At 62.6% G+C, this 17,123-nt stretch carries 13 protein-coding genes; 4 read left to right on the top strand and 9 right to left on the bottom strand.

The genetic code is table 11. The features are described from left to right. Nucleotides 1-36 precede the first annotated feature (36 nt). The gene (locus NJ75_RS23380; RefSeq protein ID WP_052242465.1) at nucleotides 37-468 is read left to right on the top strand and encodes a CHRD domain-containing protein; all 432 of its coding nucleotides are present in this window, start codon (nucleotides 37-39) and stop codon (nucleotides 466-468) included. A gap of 41 nt (nucleotides 469-509) precedes the next feature. Here NJ75_RS23380 and NJ75_RS13015 read toward each other — a convergent pair whose 3' ends face one another. The 4 genes from NJ75_RS13015 to NJ75_RS13000 form a co-directional block, all read right to left on the bottom strand. After that, nucleotides 510-1,109: a hypothetical protein gene (locus NJ75_RS13015; protein WP_156135791.1), complete on the bottom strand. Its 600-nt coding sequence runs from the start codon at nucleotides 1,107-1,109 to the stop codon at nucleotides 510-512. Between the two features lie 1,071 nt (nucleotides 1,110-2,180). Next, entirely contained in the window at nucleotides 2,181-3,395 is a 1,215-nt protein-coding gene (locus NJ75_RS13010) for an argininosuccinate synthase (RefSeq protein ID WP_039335175.1), read from the bottom strand. Nucleotides 3,396-3,485: 90 nt separating this feature from the next. Beyond that, complete coding sequence (locus tag NJ75_RS13005) at nucleotides 3,486-4,460, bottom strand: MBL fold metallo-hydrolase (protein WP_052242463.1); 975 nt, start codon at nucleotides 4,458-4,460, stop codon at nucleotides 3,486-3,488. A gap of 79 nt (nucleotides 4,461-4,539) precedes the next feature. Then, nucleotides 4,540-5,883, bottom strand: a complete 1,344-nt coding sequence (locus NJ75_RS13000) for an aldehyde dehydrogenase family protein (protein ID WP_039335174.1) — start codon at nucleotides 5,881-5,883, stop codon at nucleotides 4,540-4,542. 21 nt (nucleotides 5,884-5,904) lie between these two features. Here NJ75_RS13000 and NJ75_RS12995 point away from each other — a divergent pair, with 21 nt between their 5' ends. Next, nucleotides 5,905-7,188 carry an acyltransferase family protein gene (locus NJ75_RS12995; RefSeq protein WP_156135790.1) on the top strand — a complete coding sequence of 428 codons (1,284 nt, stop codon included), beginning with the start codon at nucleotides 5,905-5,907 and terminating at the stop codon, nucleotides 7,186-7,188. 53 nt (nucleotides 7,189-7,241) lie between these two features. Here NJ75_RS12995 and NJ75_RS12990 read toward each other — a convergent pair whose 3' ends face one another. Next, nucleotides 7,242-8,516: an SAM-dependent methyltransferase gene (locus NJ75_RS12990; RefSeq protein WP_039335171.1), complete on the bottom strand. Its 1,275-nt coding sequence runs from the start codon at nucleotides 8,514-8,516 to the stop codon at nucleotides 7,242-7,244. Between the two features lie 137 nt (nucleotides 8,517-8,653). On the opposite strand from NJ75_RS12990, the gene NJ75_RS12985 reads away from it, so the two are divergent. Next, a complete protein-coding gene (locus tag NJ75_RS12985; protein WP_039335169.1) occupies nucleotides 8,654-10,702 on the top strand; it encodes a S46 family peptidase in 2,049 nt (682 codons plus the stop codon). A 50-nt stretch (nucleotides 10,703-10,752) separates the two neighbouring features. Here NJ75_RS12985 and NJ75_RS12980 read toward each other — a convergent pair whose 3' ends face one another. Both NJ75_RS12980 and NJ75_RS12975 read right to left on the bottom strand, forming a co-directional pair. Beyond that, nucleotides 10,753-11,127: a glycine zipper 2TM domain-containing protein gene (locus tag NJ75_RS12980; RefSeq protein WP_039335167.1), complete on the bottom strand. Its 375-nt coding sequence runs from the start codon at nucleotides 11,125-11,127 to the stop codon at nucleotides 10,753-10,755. Nucleotides 11,128-11,341: 214 nt separating this feature from the next. After that, nucleotides 11,342-12,790, bottom strand: coding sequence for a porin (locus tag NJ75_RS12975; RefSeq protein WP_052242461.1), 1,449 nt, complete (start codon nucleotides 12,788-12,790; stop codon nucleotides 11,342-11,344). 296 nt (nucleotides 12,791-13,086) lie between these two features. On the opposite strand from NJ75_RS12975, the gene lepA reads away from it, so the two are divergent. Further along, nucleotides 13,087-14,904, top strand: a complete 1,818-nt coding sequence (lepA, locus tag NJ75_RS12970) for a translation elongation factor 4 (RefSeq protein WP_039335165.1) — start codon at nucleotides 13,087-13,089, stop codon at nucleotides 14,902-14,904. A gap of 6 nt (nucleotides 14,905-14,910) precedes the next feature. Here lepA and NJ75_RS12965 read toward each other — a convergent pair whose 3' ends face one another. After that, nucleotides 14,911-15,183 carry a hypothetical protein gene (locus tag NJ75_RS12965; protein WP_039335163.1) on the bottom strand — a complete coding sequence of 91 codons (273 nt, stop codon included), beginning with the start codon at nucleotides 15,181-15,183 and terminating at the stop codon, nucleotides 14,911-14,913. A 64-nt stretch (nucleotides 15,184-15,247) separates the two neighbouring features. Then, a complete protein-coding gene (locus tag NJ75_RS12960; protein ID WP_039335263.1) occupies nucleotides 15,248-17,020 on the bottom strand; it encodes a DEAD/DEAH box helicase in 1,773 nt (590 codons plus the stop codon). Nucleotides 17,021-17,123 lie beyond the last annotated feature (103 nt).

Below are 17,123 nucleotides of genomic sequence, written 5' to 3'. Positions count from 1 at the left end.
GAGTCGATGGCGAGCGGGCTGAACAGGAGAGACCTGATGAAGCATGCGAATCTTGCAGCGATTGCCGGAATGGTTGCTCTTGTCACTGGCGCGACCGGACCAGCCATGGCCAAGCCAGTAACGCTTGTCGCCACGCTCGGTGGCGCAGCCGAGACGGCTGGCGGCGACCCTGATGGCATTGGCGGCTTCAAGGCCGATGGCGATGACGAAACCGGCGACTTCTGCTTCACCCTGTGGGTCGAGAAAACCGAAAAACCGACCATGGCCCACGTCCACGAAGGCAGTGCCGGAAGCGACGGCAAGCCGGTTGCCACGATCGAGGTCACCGGTAAGGACAGCGACAATTGCATCGCGATGGAACCCGAACTGCTGAAGAAGATCATCGCCGCTCCGGGAGGCTATTACGTCAACGTCCATACGGCGGATTTCCCGAAGGGCGCGGTGCGGGGGCAGCTTGAGGTGAAGTAAGCCAGAAGCTTAAGCGGCGGAATCCGCGTGGATTGTCGCCGTCACGTCGGACGTTCCGCAAGAAACGCTGATAATTGCGCGAAACCGTCTGGAACGTCCCGCCAAAACGCCGAAAGGTTTTGAGGATATCGCTGAAGAAGGTCGTCTAATAACGGTGCGGTGGTAGGTTCGGTCAATCGATTGAGCCACTGGGCAATCGGTAGTCGTGCGTACGCTAAGCCGCACAACAGGCTCTCGGTTCGGTTGCCGATCCAACCATCTCTTGCATGAAGGAGATCTTGTTCGCTTGCGACTGCAAACCACGCATCGATAAAGCGTTGAACCGCATCTCTCTCGTCCTCCAGCCAATTGCCCCACTGCGCGCGGGCGAGCTTGCTGAGCACGATTTCCGTGTCCGGAATTTCAGAAGAGCTAAGCGCCGCCAACTCGAATATGCGAGGCATCAGGTAACGAAAATCTCGGTCGCCTCCCAATGTCAGATAAGCGCCTGAGATGTATCGCCAAAGTTGATCCCCGCGTAGTTCCCGCAGCGGCGTGGCGAGCAGCACATCGACATTGCGAGTGTTGATACAACAAGGACAGCCTTCAATGGCCGAAGGAGTCTCGGCAGAGAACACCCGATACAAGTCTTCGATCGTCAACGCCAATCTTGCGTGGCTAGCAGTCGGAAGCGGTGGTCTCATTTCCAAACTTTATGGTTCAGGATAGATGTCCGCAATGGGATCGTATCCAGCACTGCAGCATTTTTCACGAAATGCTGAACTGCAGCAACCAACCAACCGCAGAAGTCCGCTCATGCTGAGTTTGTCGAAGCATCCAGCGCAAGGCGTCCTTCGACAGGCTCAGGACGAGCAGGCTTCGTAAGCGTAACCTCAAACAGCAAATGGGGGCCAGCATTGCTGCCGGCCCCCACTCTACGTCCGCTCGGGCTTGTCTCGTCGCGTTTCGCTTCGGCCGTTTCGCGCTCGTCCGTCACTGCTGACGTCCATGCGCCTTGTGGCTTTGCTCGGCGGAGCGCGCTTTGCGCGTAGTGGGCGTGTGGTTGGATGCCGTCCGGGGCGCGGAGCCCCTGGGCTGCTGCCGATCCGTGCTTTCGCACAAGGTCGCGCCGCTATCCGTCCTTTCGCCTATCCGCGCCGGCCGAGTGCGAGGCACTCCTCCGTCGCTCCGGTTTACCGCGACTGTTCCGGGTGCTCTTTCAAGCGATCCGGAAAAAGCCGTCCGTGGGCGTTTCCCCTTGGTCGGGTGGCTCGCTCCCGACCGGGCTTGCACCTGGCCGGACGAACGCCGCCGTTCGTCGGGGTGAAATGCTGTCCGCCATCCTTGTCTTCGCCGCATCGCGCTGGATGGAGACCGAAGCCTGCCCGCGCGCTGCACCGTGGAAAACGATGCCGTTCCGCACTCCGTTTCCGATCACGAAGGCCGCAGTTTTGCACATCCGCAGATCAGCCCGAGGGTGCCTGCCGGTTGGTTACGCTGCAAACTATACGTGGTCGTATCGCTTTGCGCTTAGTCCTTTGAATTCAGAGGTTTGGGCCTTGAATTCTGAGGCTTCCGCGCTCTCGACACACAAAAGCTGCGCCTCTTGCCCGAGTCGCGCAAGCAAAAAGTGCGGGAGTTATCCACAACCCCCGCACCTTTCGGTGGATAGCTATTGTGCAGCGCCGAAGCGCAGCAATCAGCGGCCCTGCTGTGCCAGCAACCGCAAGCGTTTACTGGTTTCTCTGCGCCAGAAGGCGCAACCGGAGCGCGTTCAGCTTGATGAAGCCGGCCGCATCCTTCTGGTCATAGGCGCCTGCATCGTCCTCGAACGTTACGTGGCGTTCGGAGTAGAGGCTGTCAGGCGACTTGCGGCCGACGACCGAAGCATTGCCCTTGTAGAGCTTGAGCCGGACCGTGCCGTTGACGCGAGCCTGGCTGTGGTCGATCGCTGCCTGCAGCATCTCGCGCTCAGGCGCGAACCAGAAGCCGTTGTAGATGAGCTCAGCGTACTTGGGCATGAGCTCGTCCTTGAGGTGCGCGGCACCGCGATCGAGCGTGATGCTTTCGATCCCGCGATGGGCACGAGCGTAGATCTCGCCGCCCGGCGTTTCATACATGCCGCGGCTCTTCATGCCGACGAAGCGGTTCTCGACGAGGTCAAGACGGCCGATACCATGCTTGCGCCCAAGTTCGTTGAGTGCAGTCAGCAGGGTCGCCGGTGACATGGCTTGACCATTGAGGGCAACGCCATCGCCCTTCTCGAAGTCGATGGTGATGTACTCGGGCGCGTCCGGCGCATCCTCGGGATTGACCGTGCGGGAGTAGACGTAGTCCGGGGTCTCTTCCCACGGATCTTCCAGAACCTTGCCCTCGGAGGAGGTGTGGAGGAGGTTGGCGTCGGTCGAGAACGGGCTTTCCCCGCGCTTGTCCTTCGGCACCGGGATCTGGTGCGCTTCGGCCCAGGCGATCAGCGCGGTGCGGCTGGTGAGGTCCCATTCGCGCCACGGTGCGATGACCTTGATGCCGGGTTCAAGAGCATAGGCCGAGAGCTCGAAGCGGACCTGGTCATTGCCCTTGCCGGTCGCGCCGTGGGCGACGGCATCAGCGCCGGTCTCGCGCGCGATCTCGATCAGGCGCTTGGAAATCAGCGGGCGGGCGATCGAAGTGCCGAGAAGATAGTCGCCCTCGTAACGGGCATTGGCGCGCATCATCGGGAAGACGAAATCGCGCACGAATTCCTCGCGCAGGTCGTCGATGTAGATGTGATGGTCGGGCACGCCCATCAGCTTGGCCTTGGCGCGCGCAGGTTCCAGCTCCTCGCCCTGGCCGAGGTCGGCGGTGAAGGTCACCACTTCGCAGTTGTAGGTGACCTGCAGCCACTTGAGGATGACGGAGGTGTCGAGGCCACCGGAATAGGCGAGGACGACCTTCTTGATATCGGACATGAGCGCTACGACTCCCGTGAAATACGCGCCGCGCGCCTAACAGGGAGGGGGCGGGGGTGCAAGGTTTGCCGGGATGTGGCTGCCTGACGATCAGGGCGCAAAGGCGGGCAGGGGCCTGTCCTTGTAGTAGCTTGCCAGTTTCTGCAGGTTCTCGTGGTGCGCCTCGCGATAGGCCCACCACAGGCTGACAGTGCCTGCCTTCAGTTCGGCCGGGATGAACCGCTCGATGGGCTGGTTGGCAAGATCCTTGTCGTGCGCGTGTTCGGCCATGCTCCGAATGTAGTTGCGAGTCATGTCGATCAGGTCGGTGTGATAGCCGCCTTTGGCGATGATCGCCGGATCGCCATGGTTGGGCAGGATGCCCACCGGCGCCCATTCTTTCATCGCGCCGAGGTTGCGGTACTGTTCCGCAAGGCTTTCCGGTTCGGCAATGAAGGTCAGGGTATCTTCAAGCGTATCTCCCGCCAGCAGCAGCCTGTCCTGCGGGAGCCACGCGACGAGGCCGTCGGCGGAGTGGATGTTCACCGGGCGCAGTTTAACCGTGTAACGCCCGACACTGACCATTGTCGGTTCAGTGATGCCAACTTCGGGCACCTTCAACGGCGATATGGCTGGCGGGCCTTGCAAGGTGCCATCCTCGATCTGCGCCTTGTGCCGGATCAGCTGTGCCCGGGCCTTCTCCGTCGCGATCACCGTGCTGTCCGCATAAAGCGCATTGCCGCCGACGTGATCGAGATGCCAGTGGCTGTTGACGACGATGAAGTGCTTCACGCCGCGCTTTTCAAGCCAGGCGCGCACCTGCTGCGCCTGCTCGATGCTCGGGTAGGTGTCGTAGACCAGCGCCTCGGCGCCGTCCAACACGGCAAAGGTAGCGACGCCGACAAAGTTCGCGCCATGGTCCGCCCAGGTGGCCTTCGACAGATCGACGCCTTTCTCTTCCGGACGACCGTCATAGAAGGCGATGAGGTGATCGTTGATTGGCACGACGCGGACTTCGCCCGCGTGAACAGTCGTCACCGTCGCGAGCAAGAGCCCGATTGCCGCAAGTGCTCTCCTGATCGCCATGTCGTCCCTCATGCCTGTTTCAGACAGGCTAGGAAGCCACCGGGCGATCAGGAATAGGCCGAACGACGCAGAGTGCGCCTTACATGTGCCGGTAGATCGCCCGTTCGTGGCTGAAGCACTTGAAGCCGAAATAGCCGTGATAGCTGCCCATGCCGCTGGTGTTGACGCCGCCGAACGGCAGGTTGTTCTCAAGGTAGTGCGAGAACACCCCGTTCACGGTGACGCCGCCTGAAGAGGTGCGGGCGAGGACCTTCTCGATGTTGTCCTCGTCCTTGCTGTAGACGTAGAGCGCCAGCGGCTTGTCGCGGGCCTCGATGTAGCCGATGGCCTGGTCGAGAGTGTCGTAGGTCATCACCGGGATGACCGGGGCAAAGATCTCGTCCTGCAGGATCGTCATCTGCGGGGTGACGTCGGTCAGCATCGTTGGGTGGACGGTGAGGTCATCCGCGTCGAAGGTGCCGCCCACGGCGACGGTTGCGCCCTTGGCAACGGCGTCGTCGAACATCGCCTTCACCCGGTCGAAGTTTGCCTTGTTGACGACCTGAGCGATGCTGTCCTTCTTCAGCGCGCCGCTTTCGTCATAAAGGTTCCTGGCGACGTTGGCGCGGAAGCCTTCGACCAGCGCGGCCTTCTTGTCTTCCTTCACGAACACGTAGTCAGGGCTGATGCAGGCCTGTCCGCCGTTGAACTGCTTGGCAGCGGCAAGTTGTGCCGCAATCTGGTCGATATCGGCGCTGTCGTCGACGATCACCGGAGACTTGCCGCCAAGCTCCAGCGTCACGCTGGTGAGGTGCTTGGCCGCTGCCGCCATCACGATCTTGCCGACGCGCGGGCTTCCGGTGAAGAAGATGTGGTGGAAGGGCAGGTCCAGCAGCGCAGTTGCCACGGAAACATCGCCTTCGAACAGGGCGACGTCCTTCTCGTCGAAGGCCTCCTTGATGATCACCGCAGCGATCTTCGCGGTGGCAGGGCACAGGTCGGTAAGCTTGACGATGCAGGTGTTGCCCGCCGCAATCGCAGCGGCGACCGGCCCGAGCGCAAGACCGAGCGGGAAGTTCCACGGCCCGAGGATGAGGCAGACGCCCCGCGCTTCATAGGCGATCTGGGCGCGGTCTGCCGGGTTGAGCGAGGTCTGGACTTCCGTCGGCTTCATCCACTCATCGAGATTGTCGATGTTGCGCTGGATGTTGGCGGTGACGTTGAGCACTTCGGTAACGCGGATTTCACCCACCGGCTTGCGGGTGTCCTCCAGCACGGCTGCCACGATGTCGTCGGCATGGGCTTCGACCGCAGCCTTGAGGCGCGCGAGCTTTTCCTTGCGCACATCGGCGCTCGAGGCCTTGGCTTCCCACATATGCGCTTGCTGGAGCGCGAACACGCGCTGGATGTCGGCGGAAAGGTCGGCGGCGGTAGGAGCGGTCATCAAAAGGCACCCTGCTGAGATTTGTTCGTTAGTGTGGCTAACAAGTTAGTCGCCGGGTGGCAATCGCCGAACGCCAAGATCAAGCATGTCGTGGGCACCTTCTTTCCACGCAGTGAAAGTGGGAGCCGAGACGGTACGCGCACTGCGCAGGCCCAAGAAGGGGGGCGCCCGGTTCAAGCCTCTGTTGACACGCCGTCTCGAGTGCGACACCTCCCCGATATGGGCAAAAGTGGCGAAACCAGCAGAATTCAGTCCTTCCATGGACTGCGCGGGATCATGGCGTGGTGGGTGGTGGCGGGGCACGTTTCTCTCGCCCTGGCATGGAAGCTGCCGCTGATCGATCGCAACACGCTGGCGGTCGATGTCTTCATTCTCCTGTCCGGCTTTGTGATCGCCATGCTCATTGATCGCAAGGATGAAGCCTATCCGGCGTATATCGTCCGGCGGGCGTTTCGACTTTTCCCGCTGTATCTTCCGGTTCTGGCGATATCGACACTGCTTCTCGGGGTTCAGGCCGAGGCTTGGGCCAGTCTTCCGCCCACGGATGCCAATCTCAATCGCATGGCCCTGGCGGAGCAAGCTATCAAGGCACTGCCATCCCACCTGTTCATCCACATACCGCTGCTGCAGGGACTGGTCCCGCTCTCTTTTGCCGACAACCCGGCCTATACGATCGTGGGGCAGGCCTGGAGCATTTCGCTCGAATGGCAATTCTACCTTTTGGCCCCCTTTCTCGTTGGCGCCATGTTAAGGCAGCGGTGGCTGGTCGCTGCCGCCATTGTAGGAGGCCTTCTTGCGCTCGCCCCGCTGTTTACGGGCGCTTTCCTCGGTGCGAAGATCCTCCTGTTTGCGATTGGCATTGCCACGCACGTCTCCACTAAGCCCGGCGCGTCCGGGGCCTCTGCTGTCATCGGTTTGATCTGCGCGCTCGGAGCCATTGCCGTTGACGGGTTTGCGCAGCTCATCCCGCTCTTGCTCTGGGCTGCCGTGGTTTTCTCTTCGCGCCAGCCGACCAAGAGTGTGTTTCACCTGCCAGCACGGCTGCTTGGTGCCCGAATTCCAAGCCACATGGGCGATATCTCGTACTCGATTTATCTGCTTCACATGATACCGCTCTATGGCATCGCCTATCTCTGTGCCGCTTTCGGGCTTGCTGGCACGCTGGCGCAAGCTGCCATCGCGGTGGGCACGATCGTCCTTACCTATCTCGGCTCACTGGCCACGTACGCGGCAATCGAAAAGCCTGGTATTGCGGCCGGAGCAAGGGTTGCGAGGGGACGCGCAGGCACCGCCCCATCGGTGTGAGCCGATCCTGCGGGCGGCGCCATTATCCCATGGCTACGTAAGGGGCCGAAAAGTCACTCCGCCGCCTTGCGCTCCAGATGCCACTCCGGCGCCTCGTCCAGAGCTGACAGCCGCGCCCATTCCTGCTGCATGTAGTCGCGGGTCATGGGCAGGGCGCTGCGACGCTTCACGCTCTGGATGTGGAAGTTGACCATGCCGCCGTGGCGGAAGCTCTGCTCGGCTCCGGCAAGGTAGAACTGCCACATGCGGAACAGGCGCTCGTCATACAGCGCGACGATTTCGTCCCGGTGCATCGTGGCACGACGGTACCATTCGGCGAGCGTGTAGGCATAGTGGTAGCGCAGGACTTCGATGTCGCCCACTTCCCAGCCGGTCCTCTCCAGCGCCGAGACCAGTTCGCTCATCGCCGGGATGTAGCCGCCGGGGAAGATGTACTTGCGCGTCCACTTGTCGGTCGTGCCGGGCGCGCCCTTGCGGCCGATCGTGTGGGTCAGCATGATCCCATCGGGATCGAGCAGCTCGTTCGTCTTCGCGAAGTATTCGCCAAAGTTGGGTGCGCCGACGTGCTCGATCATGCCGACGCTGGTGATGCGGTCGAACTGGCCTTGCACATCGCGATAGTCGATCAGCTGGAACTTGACCTTGTCGGCGACGCCAGCTTCTTCGGCGCGCTCCTGCGCGAATTTCACCTGATCGGGCGCAAGGCTTACGCCAAGCACTTCGCAGCCGAAGTGGCGGTTGAGATAGAGCGCAAGACCGCCCCAGCCGCAGCCGATGTCCAGCACGCGCATCCCTGAACTCTGCCCCGGCACCAGCCGGAGCTTGGAGGCGATCAGCGCCTTCTTGTCGACCTGAGCGCGCTCCAGCGTGTTCTGAGGATCGCGGAAGTAGGCCATGGTGTATTGCCGGTCCTCGTCGAGGAACAGCTCGTAAAACTGGCGGGTCAGGTCGTAGTGGTGAACGACGTTCTTCGAGGCCTGCGCCCGCTGGTTGATCTGGTCGATGCGCGAGACGACCCTGGACAGCGCCTTGCGGACCGGACCCTTGCGGTCGATGCCGCCCGCGTTGCTGGCATTGCCCATGACGAACAGGACGAAATCACGCACGTCATGCGGTGGTTCGATGACCATGCGTCCGTCCATGTACGCTTCGCCCGCGCCGACTCGCGGGTCCTTGGCGACATGCATGGCCGCGCCCTTGTCCGTGAATCGGATCTTCAGGGGCGGGGCGGTTGGCTCGCCGTAGGCGTACTCCTTGCCATCGTGATCGATTACGACAAGCTTACCCTTGCGGATCAGCCTCTTGAGCATCTGGTCTAGCAGCCACATGCCCACAGGTTATGCGAAGCCGATCCTGTCGCAAGGATTTATTGACGAAGATTGCATGTAACATTGTCACTTTAAAATCCGTCCATGTCGTGCGATGGTTAATGCGATTGCAATTGTAACTTTCAGGACCGGGTGCCATGGCCAAATTCCGTCTTGCCGCTTCCGCCGCGCTGCTGTCGTTGTCATTCCATTCTGCGCAGGCTCTGGCTGACGAGGGCATGTGGACTTTCGATGCATTCCCGACGGCCAGGATGCAGAAGGACTACGGGTGGGCACCCGATGCGAAGTGGCTGGCCCGCGTGCAGGCAGCAGCAGTGCGCCTGACCGGCGGCTGTTCGGCCAGCTTCGTCTCGTCCGAAGGGCTGATCCTTACGAACCACCATTGCGTCGTCGAATGCGCGCAGGACAACTCGACCGACCAGCGTGATCTTCTGAAGGACGGCTTCGTGCCCACCCGGCGCGAAGACGAACTCAAGTGCCCCGGCCAGCAGGCCGAGGTCGTGACCGCAATTTCCGACGTGACCGCACGGGTCAAGGCGGCGATCGGCAATTCCACCGGCGAAGCGCTGGTCAAGGCGCGCGATGCCGAAGTTGCACGGATCGAGAAAGACGGGTGCAAGGACGGCAAGACCACGCGATGCGAGGTTGTAACGCTGTTCGGCGGCGGCCAGTACAAGCTCTATACCTATCGAAAGTATTCCGACGTGCGCCTGGCCTGGGCGCCACAGTTTCAGGCGGCGTTCTTCGGGGGCGATCCGGACAACTTCAACTACCCGCGCTATGCGCTCGATGCCGCGTTCCTGCGGGCCTACGAGAATGGCAAACCGGTTCCAACTCCTGCCCATCTCTCATGGAACTCTCGCGGGCCGAAGGTAGGCGAAGCGACGTTCGTGGTTGGCAATCCGGGGGCAACGCAGAGGCTTTTCACCACTGACCAGATCGCCTTCCAGCGCGAAGTCGGACTTCCGCTGACAACGACCATCCTGTCCGAACTGCGCGGGCGCCTTATTGCGGCAATGGACAAGAGCCCGCAGCAGAAGCGCGAGGGCGCTGACGAACTGTTCGGGATCGAGAACAGCCTCAAGGTCTATATCGGGCGGCAGAAGGCGTTGAACGATCCGGCATTCCTCAAGATGCTTGGCGATGCCGAGGCGGACCTGAAGGCGAAGACCAAGGGCAAACCGGGGATCGGCGATCCCTGGACGGACACGGCGAAGGCAGTCCAGTCCTATCGCGACATCTATGTGCCGTGGCGCTTCATCGTGCCGCACTCCGCATTGATGGATCAGGCCATGAAGCTGGTGCAGGGCGCGGCAGAGCGGGAAAAGCCCAATGCCGAGCGCCTGCCGGAATTCCGCGATTCCAGCCTCGAACTCACGGCCAAGACGCTGCTCGACGATGCACCGGTCTATCCGTGGATGGAGCAGCTGGAACTGGCATGGAGCCTGTCGAAGGCGCGCGAGTATCTTGGTGCCGACGATGCTGACACCCGGCTGTTGCTGGGTAAGGAGTCGCCGGAGGCTTTGGCCGAGCGACTGGTTGGCGGGACGACGCTGGCCGATCCGGCGGTTCGCAAGGCGCTGTGGGAAGGCGGCCGCAAGGCTATCGAGGCGTCATCCGACCCGATGATCGTCTATGCCCGCAAGATCGACGCCCGAGAGCGGGAACTGAAGAAGCTGGTGGACGAACGCTATGCCGGACCTCTGGCCGAAGCAGGAGCCCGGCTCGCCGATGCGCGGTTCATGGCCTATGGCAACAGTGTCTATCCCGACGCCACGTTCACGCTGCGCATCAGCTATGGGAAGGTCGAGGGCTGGAAGGAGCGCGGGCAGGACGTTGCGCCGGTCACCACCATCGGAGGTGCCTTCGACCGGGCGACCGGTGCCGAACCGTTCGATCTGGCCAGTGCATTTGCGGCGAACGAGGCGAAGATCGACAAGTCCTTGCCGTTCGATTTCGTCACGACCAACGACATCATCGGTGGCAATTCGGGATCGCCGGTAATCGACCGCGACGGCAGCGTGATCGGCGCGGCGTTCGACGGTAATATCCATTCGATCGGCGGCAACTACGGCTATCAAGGTGAAGTCAACCGGACCGTCGTCGTCAGCACCGCAGCGATCCAGCATGCGTTGGACGTGATCTACCCTGCGCCCGCGCTGGTCAAGGAACTGGCGCGCAAATAGCAAAAGGGCGGCCCTTGCGAGCCGCCCCGATGCATGAAGCTGAAAATCGCTTAACGGCAGCGACCACCGCTCCGTTCGATCTCGCGCCCGAGCAGTGCGCCGCCCGCTGCGCCGAGGATCGTACCCAGAGCGCGATCGCCCCGGGTATCAATGGTGCGGCCCAGCAGCGCGCCGCCTGCAGCGCCGATGATCAGCCCGGTCGTGCCGTTGTTGCGACGGCAGTAGTAGCGTCCGTCACGACCGCGCCACACGGTATCGCGGCTGCTGATGCGACGCGGCTCAAGGTAGCGGCCACGGCTGTCATAGATGCGGTCGTGCTTTGCCCGGTGACCGTGGGCGGGAGCCCAGTGCGGGGGATCTGCCAGCGCCGGTGCGGCGGGAAGAGCGATGGCTGCCAGGGTTGCGGCCAGAATGGTCTTTCTCATGGGATGCTCCCGTAGTCGAAACGATGCTTGCAGTTCGGTTGATCCGATTTGCTGCGACAACGGCGATCCTTGCGACACGATCCACAACGTCGGATGAACAGGCACGGCATCACCGCGGCAAGCGACGATCCGCCTCTTGCCTGCGATAAGCGGACGCCCAAGGACAGGCATTTTCGCGGTGCCGGACCGACCGGCACCATTCAGGCCCACATGATCAATAGTTCCACTGCACCTGCGCGCGGATGACATCGCCCTTGGCCTGCCCGGTCCGTCTCTCGTCTGCTTCGGTACGCGAGACGTTGGCATAGTTGAGCGTGACTTCCAGTTCCTTCAACGGGAGCCACTCGACGCCCACCTCGTACTCGTCCGTTTCGAGCCGTGGCGCGTTGATCGCGCTCTTCCAGCCGCCGCGATACTTCTGCCAGCGCGCAAACGGAATGAGCTGGCCGATCGGGGTTTCCGGCATGCGGTACATGGCCATGACATAGCCGCCAGACGCCCGCTGCGAACGGATGGCGCCAAGCGTGCGGTCCCATTGCGGTGCCGTCCCGAAGGTCCATTCGGCCTGGATGCCAAAGGGCTTGGGATAGATCATGCCGTGGAAGTTCACGTGGTTGTCGTCATAGGAGATCGTCGAGACGCCGCCCGTGCGGACTTCGGGTCGGAACTGGTTGCGCATTGCGGTTACGCCGAATTCCGCGACCTGGCCGTCGAGGCCGATGCCGTCGAGCCGGAACGGCACCGTCGCCATGGCGACCGTCATCAGACCGCCGTTGCGTTCAACCTTGTTGATGCCCTGGCCGTTGTACGCGGCAATGGCGAAGGCACCGTAATTGCCAAACAGCTTCTGGCCATCCTGGGTAAGCTCGTCCCAGATCTTCTGGATCTTCGGCGGGGTGTAATAGAGGACGGCGCCAAGATCGCGTTCACCGGGAACGGGCGCGTTGATCGCATCGGTACGATCCAGCGGCACACGGTTCGAGGAGCTCTGGAGGTTCTCCCAGCCATAGGGCACCTTCGACTGGCCGAGACGCACCTTCAATGTCTTAGCCTTGTCGAGGAACACGTCTGCATAGGCATCGCGCATCTGAAAGAAATGCTGGCGCGATTCATTTGCCGACTGGTTGCTGACCGCAGCCGCCATATCGCCTTGCATATAGAGCGAGACGCGGTCGGAGATGTCACCCTGCACGACAAGGCGAGCACGGCGCAGCGTGAAGTTCCCATTCTCGCTGATCCCGCTGTCCTGCACCGAGCGCAGCCTTGATACTCCTGCAGGCGCGTTCTTCGGCCCGCTGACGATCTCGTTTAGGCGCATCTGGGTGTAGCCCCGGATCATCAGCTTCTCGTGCCAGGCCTTCTTCTTCTTCTCAACCGGTGCGGCGCTGGCCAAGGCAACTGGCGTGGCCGTCGGCGCCGTCGCAGCAGGATTGGTCGCAACAGGCGCCGCCGGGGCAAGAGGCGTGGTGGTGGCCGGCGCGGCCGCGATCTGCGGAGCCGCCTGGGCCGCCTGCATTGCCTTGACGATGGCCTTCAGTTCATCGACCTGGCGCTGAAGATCGGCGATCTTTGCGTCCTGATCTTCGGCCGCTGCCGCGATCTGCGGCGCAGACAGGAAGACGGTTGCTGCCAACGCCGCCTTGAACGCCTTGCTTGCCGACACTTTGCTTCTCCGTTCGCTGTGTTGCCGGTGCCGCTAGGCGCTGAAAATGACGAGTTTGTGACAGCCAGTTGACGCAATGGCAGATTCCGCTTCGTAGAATTCGATTTATCCATATGATTTTCAATGGAAAAATAATATTTCGGCTTTGTGTCCGATGTCGAGAAACTGACGCACATCTGAAAAGAATCGCGTCTCGGGGCTTTCACCGATGCAGACTCGGGCCATCGTGACTCGCTGGATCACACCTGCTAACGGCGCTCCGGTGCGCACCGCACCGCTTTCATTCAAAGACCGACATGACCGACCTTTCGCTGATCCGCAATTTCTCCATCATCGCCCATATCGACCACGGCAAGTCGACGCTGGCGGATCGTCTTATCCAGTACACCGGGGGCCTTTCCGAGCGTGAGATGTCTGAGCAGGTGCTCGACAACATGGATATCGAGAAGGAGCGCGGCATCACGATCAAGGCGCAGACCGTGCGCCTTGATTACAAGGCCAAGGACGGAAAGACCTATCAGCTCAACCTGATGGACACGCCGGGCCACGTCGACTTTGCCTATGAAGTCAGCCGCAGCCTTGCCGCCTGTGAAGGCGCGCTGCTGGTCGTGGACGCGGCGCAGGGCGTGGAAGCGCAGACGCTGGCCAACGTCTATCAGTCGATCGAGCACGATCACGAGATCGTGCCGGTGATCAACAAGATCGACTTGCCCGCCGCCGAGCCCGAAAAGGTCAAGGCCGAGATCGAGGACGTGATCGGCCTCGACGCCAGCAACGCCGTGATGACCAGCGCAAAGTCGGGCATCGGCATCGAGGAAGTGCTGGACTCCGTGGTCGAGCGCATTCCCCCGCCGAAGGGCGATCGCAGCGCACCGCTCAAGGCCATGCTGGTGGACTCGTGGTACGACCCGTACCTCGGCGTCGTCATCCTCGTTCGCGTGATCGATGGCGTGATCAGGAAGGGCCTGCAGGTCAAGTTCATGGCCGGGGGGACCGAACACCTGATCGACCGCGTCGGCTGCATGCGGCCAAAGATCGAGACGCTCGACGAACTGGGTCCGGGCGAGATCGGCTTCATCACCGCGCAGATCAAGGAAGTGGCGCAGGCCCGCGTGGGTGACACGATCACCACGGTAAAGCAGGGCGCCAAGGAAGCACTGCCGGGCTTCAAGGAAGTGCAGCCGGTCGTGTTCTGCGGCATCTTCCCGGTCGATGCTGCAGAGTTCGAAAAGCTGCGCGAAAGCATCGCCAAGCTGCGCTTGAATGACGCATCGTTCAGCTTCGAGATGGAATCGAGCGCAGCATTGGGCTTCGGTTTCCGTTGCGGCTTCCTGGGATTGCTGCACCTCGAGATCATTCAGGAGCGTCTCAGCCGCGAGTATGATCTCGACTTGATTACCACTGCACCATCAGTGGTTTACCGCATCCAGCTGCGCGCCAGCCGCAACGATGATGCGCGCGAGATCCTGCTGCACAATCCGGCCGACTATCCCGATCCAAGCCGCATCGAACAGATCGACGAACCGTGGATCAAGGGCACCATCTATACGCCGGACGAGTACCTCGGCTCGGTGCTCAAGCTGTGCCAGGACCGGCGCGGCGTGCAGACCGGGCTGACTTATGTCGGCGGGCGTGCGCAGGTGACCTACGAACTGCCGTTGAACGAAGTCGTGTTCGATTTCTACGACCGTCTCAAGTCGATCAGCCGTGGCTATGCCTCGTTCGACTACGAGCAGATCGGCTTGCGCGAGGGCGATCTCGTCAAGATGAGCATTCTCGTCAACAACGAGCCAGTCGATGCGCTGTCGATGATTGTCCACCGCAGCGCGGCCGAAGCGCGCGGACGTCACATGTGCGAGCGCCTCAAGGACCTGATCCCGCGCCACCTGTTCAAGATCCCGGTGCAGGCAGCCATCGGCGGCAAGGTTGTTGCCCGCGAGACGATCGCGGCGATGCGCAAGGACGTTACCGCCAAGTGCTATGGCGGCGACATCACCCGCAAGAAGAAGCTTTTGGAAAAGCAGAAGAAGGGCAAGGCCCGCATGCGCGAGTACGGCAACGTCTCGATCCCGCAGGAAGCCTTTATCGCCGCCCTGCGGATGGGCGAGGAATAAACCGCCTTACTGCGGTTGCGACTGCATTGGCGTTGTGCCGTCAGCCGAGGAGCGGTCCTCGGCTGGTGCGTTCACAGGCGTGTCCGCGCCGGTGCCTGACGGAGTCTCCGTCGGGTTTCCGTCATAGGCGCCGCCCATGCCCTGGTTCTCAGGAATATCCTTGGCGTCCATGGGCTGTGTCGGCGTGTCCGCCGCGTCGCACGCGCCGAGCATCAGTGCGAAGGGCAGGGCCAGCGCCCCGATCAGGCGGAAGGTGGCAGGCTTGGGCATCAGGGACATGTGAAAACTCCGGCTCGAACATCATGTCCAAGCCGGAGCAGGCGATTCCGTTCCACGAGGTTGATCAGCGTGGCTGCGCAGGGCCCTTGCGATGCGGCTTGCCTTGCGGACGCTGGCCGGCCGGGTGAGGGCGGCGTGGGCCGCGATGGTCGTCGCCGCGACGGTCGTCGTTGCGCTGGAACTTGCGCGGGCCGTCATTGGCGCCGCGGCGATTGTCGCGCGCCATTTCGCGCGGACCATCGGGCGCGGCTTCGATGTGGATGCCGTTCTCGTCCTCGCCCTTGGGATCGGCGGTGCGGCGCACGGCATCTGCAAAGCGGTCGGCAATGGCGCGAGGGACCTGGAACCAGGTATCGTTCGGCGCGATACGGATCGCGCCGATTTCCTGGCGCGAGACGTGACCGCGACGGCACAGCGTCGGCAGGATCCAGCGCGGATCAGCGTTCTGGCGACGGCCCACGTCCATGCGGAACCACACCACATCGTCAAAGCCGGGGCGGTGCGCGGCCTGCTTGCGACCTTCGTCGGTGCCGGAGAGCAGCTCTTCGGGCTGGGGCAGGGCGGCGCGATGCGCGCGAACCAGAGCGGCGGCCAGTTCCTCGGCGCTGCGCTGTTCGAGCAGGGTGCGGGCGATTTCGAGATCGGCCTCGTCCGGCTCCACCGGTGCGAGGATCGTCTCGAGCAGGCGTTCGCGGTCCTGCGCGCGGATCGCTTCCGGCGTCGGCACTTCGGCCCACTCGGCGTTGATCTTGGCCCCGCGCAGCATCATCTCGACGCGGCGGCGGCGCGGGAACGGCACGATGAGCACGGCCGTGCCCTTCTTGCCGGCGCGACCGGTCCGGCCCGAACGATGCTGCAGCGTTTCGGCATCGCGCGGAATCTCGACGTGAATGACGAGGCTCAGCGAAGGCAGGTCGATGCCGCGCGCGGCCACGTCGGTGGCAACGCAAACGCGAGCGCGGCGGTCGCGAAGGGCCTGCAGCGCGTTGTTGCGCTCGGACTGGCTGTGCTCGCCCGAAAGGGCGACGGCGGTGAAGCCGCGTTCAACCAGCGTGGCATGGAGGCGGCGGACGTTGTCGCGCGTGGCGCAGAACAGCATCGCGGTTTCGGCCTCGTGGAAGCGCAGCAGATTGACCACGGCGGCTTCGATCTCGGCAGGAGCAACGGCGACGGCGCGGTAGGCGATATCGCCATGGCCACGATTTTCGCCAACGGTGGAGATGCGCAGCGAGTTCTTCTGGTAGCGCTTTGCCAATGCCTCGATCGGCTTTGGCATCGTCGCCGAGAACAGCAGCGTGCGGCGGTTTTCCGGCGTTGCGTCAAGCAGTTCCTCGAGGTCTTCGCGGAAGCCCATGTCGAGCATCTCGTCGGCTTCGTCGAGCACGACGCAGGCGAGCGCGGAGAGGTCGAGCGCGCCGCGTTCGAGGTGGTCACGCAGGCGGCCCGGCGTGCCGACGACGATATGCGCTCCGCCCTGCAGCGTGCGGCGTTCGCGAGAAGGGTCCATGCCGCCGACGCAGGTGGCGATGCGCGCGTGGGTCGGCGCATAGAGCCACTGCAGTTCGCGGCTGACCTGCAGAGCGAGTTCGCGGGTTGGCGCCACGACCAGGGCCAGCGGCGCGGTGGCGAAGGGGAGGGCGCTTTCGTCGCCGATCAGTTCCGGCGCCATGGCAAGGCCGAAAGCCACGGTCTTGCCCGAGCCCGTCTGCGCCGACACGACAAGGTCGCGCCCCGAAGCTTCGGGTTCGGTAACGGCAGCCTGGACGGGCGTAAGCGCCGTATAGCCATGCGCTTCGAGTGCCTGCGCGAGCGGGCTGGGGAGGTGTGCAAAAGTCATCGTCAAAATCGCCATTCCTGCCGCCGAAGCGACATTCGCATATGTGTTGGGCCAATATCGGCTGGGTGGCCGGGGTACTTCCCCGGCACGAATCGCCTCAGCC

The sequence above is a fragment of the Novosphingobium subterraneum genome (assembly GCF_000807925.1).
GTDB classification, from domain to species: Bacteria; Pseudomonadota; Alphaproteobacteria; order Sphingomonadales; family Sphingomonadaceae; genus Novosphingobium; species Novosphingobium subterraneum.
The sequence above is the reverse complement of the archived record's forward strand: the minus strand, read 5'-3'. Positions and strand labels throughout refer to the sequence as shown.

Excerpts from the sequence above, each read along its gene's own strand:
- NJ75_RS23380 (WP_052242465.1), top strand. The coding sequence starts at position 37 with ATGAAGCATGCGAATCTTGCAGCGATTGCCGGAATGGTTGCTCTTGTC.
- NJ75_RS13010 (WP_039335175.1), bottom strand. The coding sequence starts at position 3,395 with ATGTCCGATATCAAGAAGGTCGTCCTCGCCTATTCCGGTGGCCTCGAC.
- NJ75_RS13005 (WP_052242463.1), bottom strand. The coding sequence starts at position 4,460 with ATGGCGATCAGGAGAGCACTTGCGGCAATCGGGCTCTTGCTCGCGACG.
- NJ75_RS13000 (WP_039335174.1), bottom strand. The coding sequence starts at position 5,883 with ATGACCGCTCCTACCGCCGCCGACCTTTCCGCCGACATCCAGCGCGTG.
- NJ75_RS12990 (WP_039335171.1), bottom strand. The coding sequence starts at position 8,516 with ATGTGGCTGCTAGACCAGATGCTCAAGAGGCTGATCCGCAAGGGTAAG.
- NJ75_RS12985 (WP_039335169.1), top strand. The coding sequence starts at position 8,654 with ATGGCCAAATTCCGTCTTGCCGCTTCCGCCGCGCTGCTGTCGTTGTCA.
- NJ75_RS12980 (WP_039335167.1), bottom strand. The coding sequence starts at position 11,127 with ATGAGAAAGACCATTCTGGCCGCAACCCTGGCAGCCATCGCTCTTCCC.
- lepA (WP_039335165.1), top strand. The coding sequence starts at position 13,087 with ATGACCGACCTTTCGCTGATCCGCAATTTCTCCATCATCGCCCATATC.
- NJ75_RS12965 (WP_039335163.1), bottom strand. The coding sequence starts at position 15,183 with ATGTCCCTGATGCCCAAGCCTGCCACCTTCCGCCTGATCGGGGCGCTG.
- NJ75_RS12960 (WP_039335263.1), bottom strand. The coding sequence starts at position 17,020 with ATGACTTTTGCACACCTCCCCAGCCCGCTCGCGCAGGCACTCGAAGCG.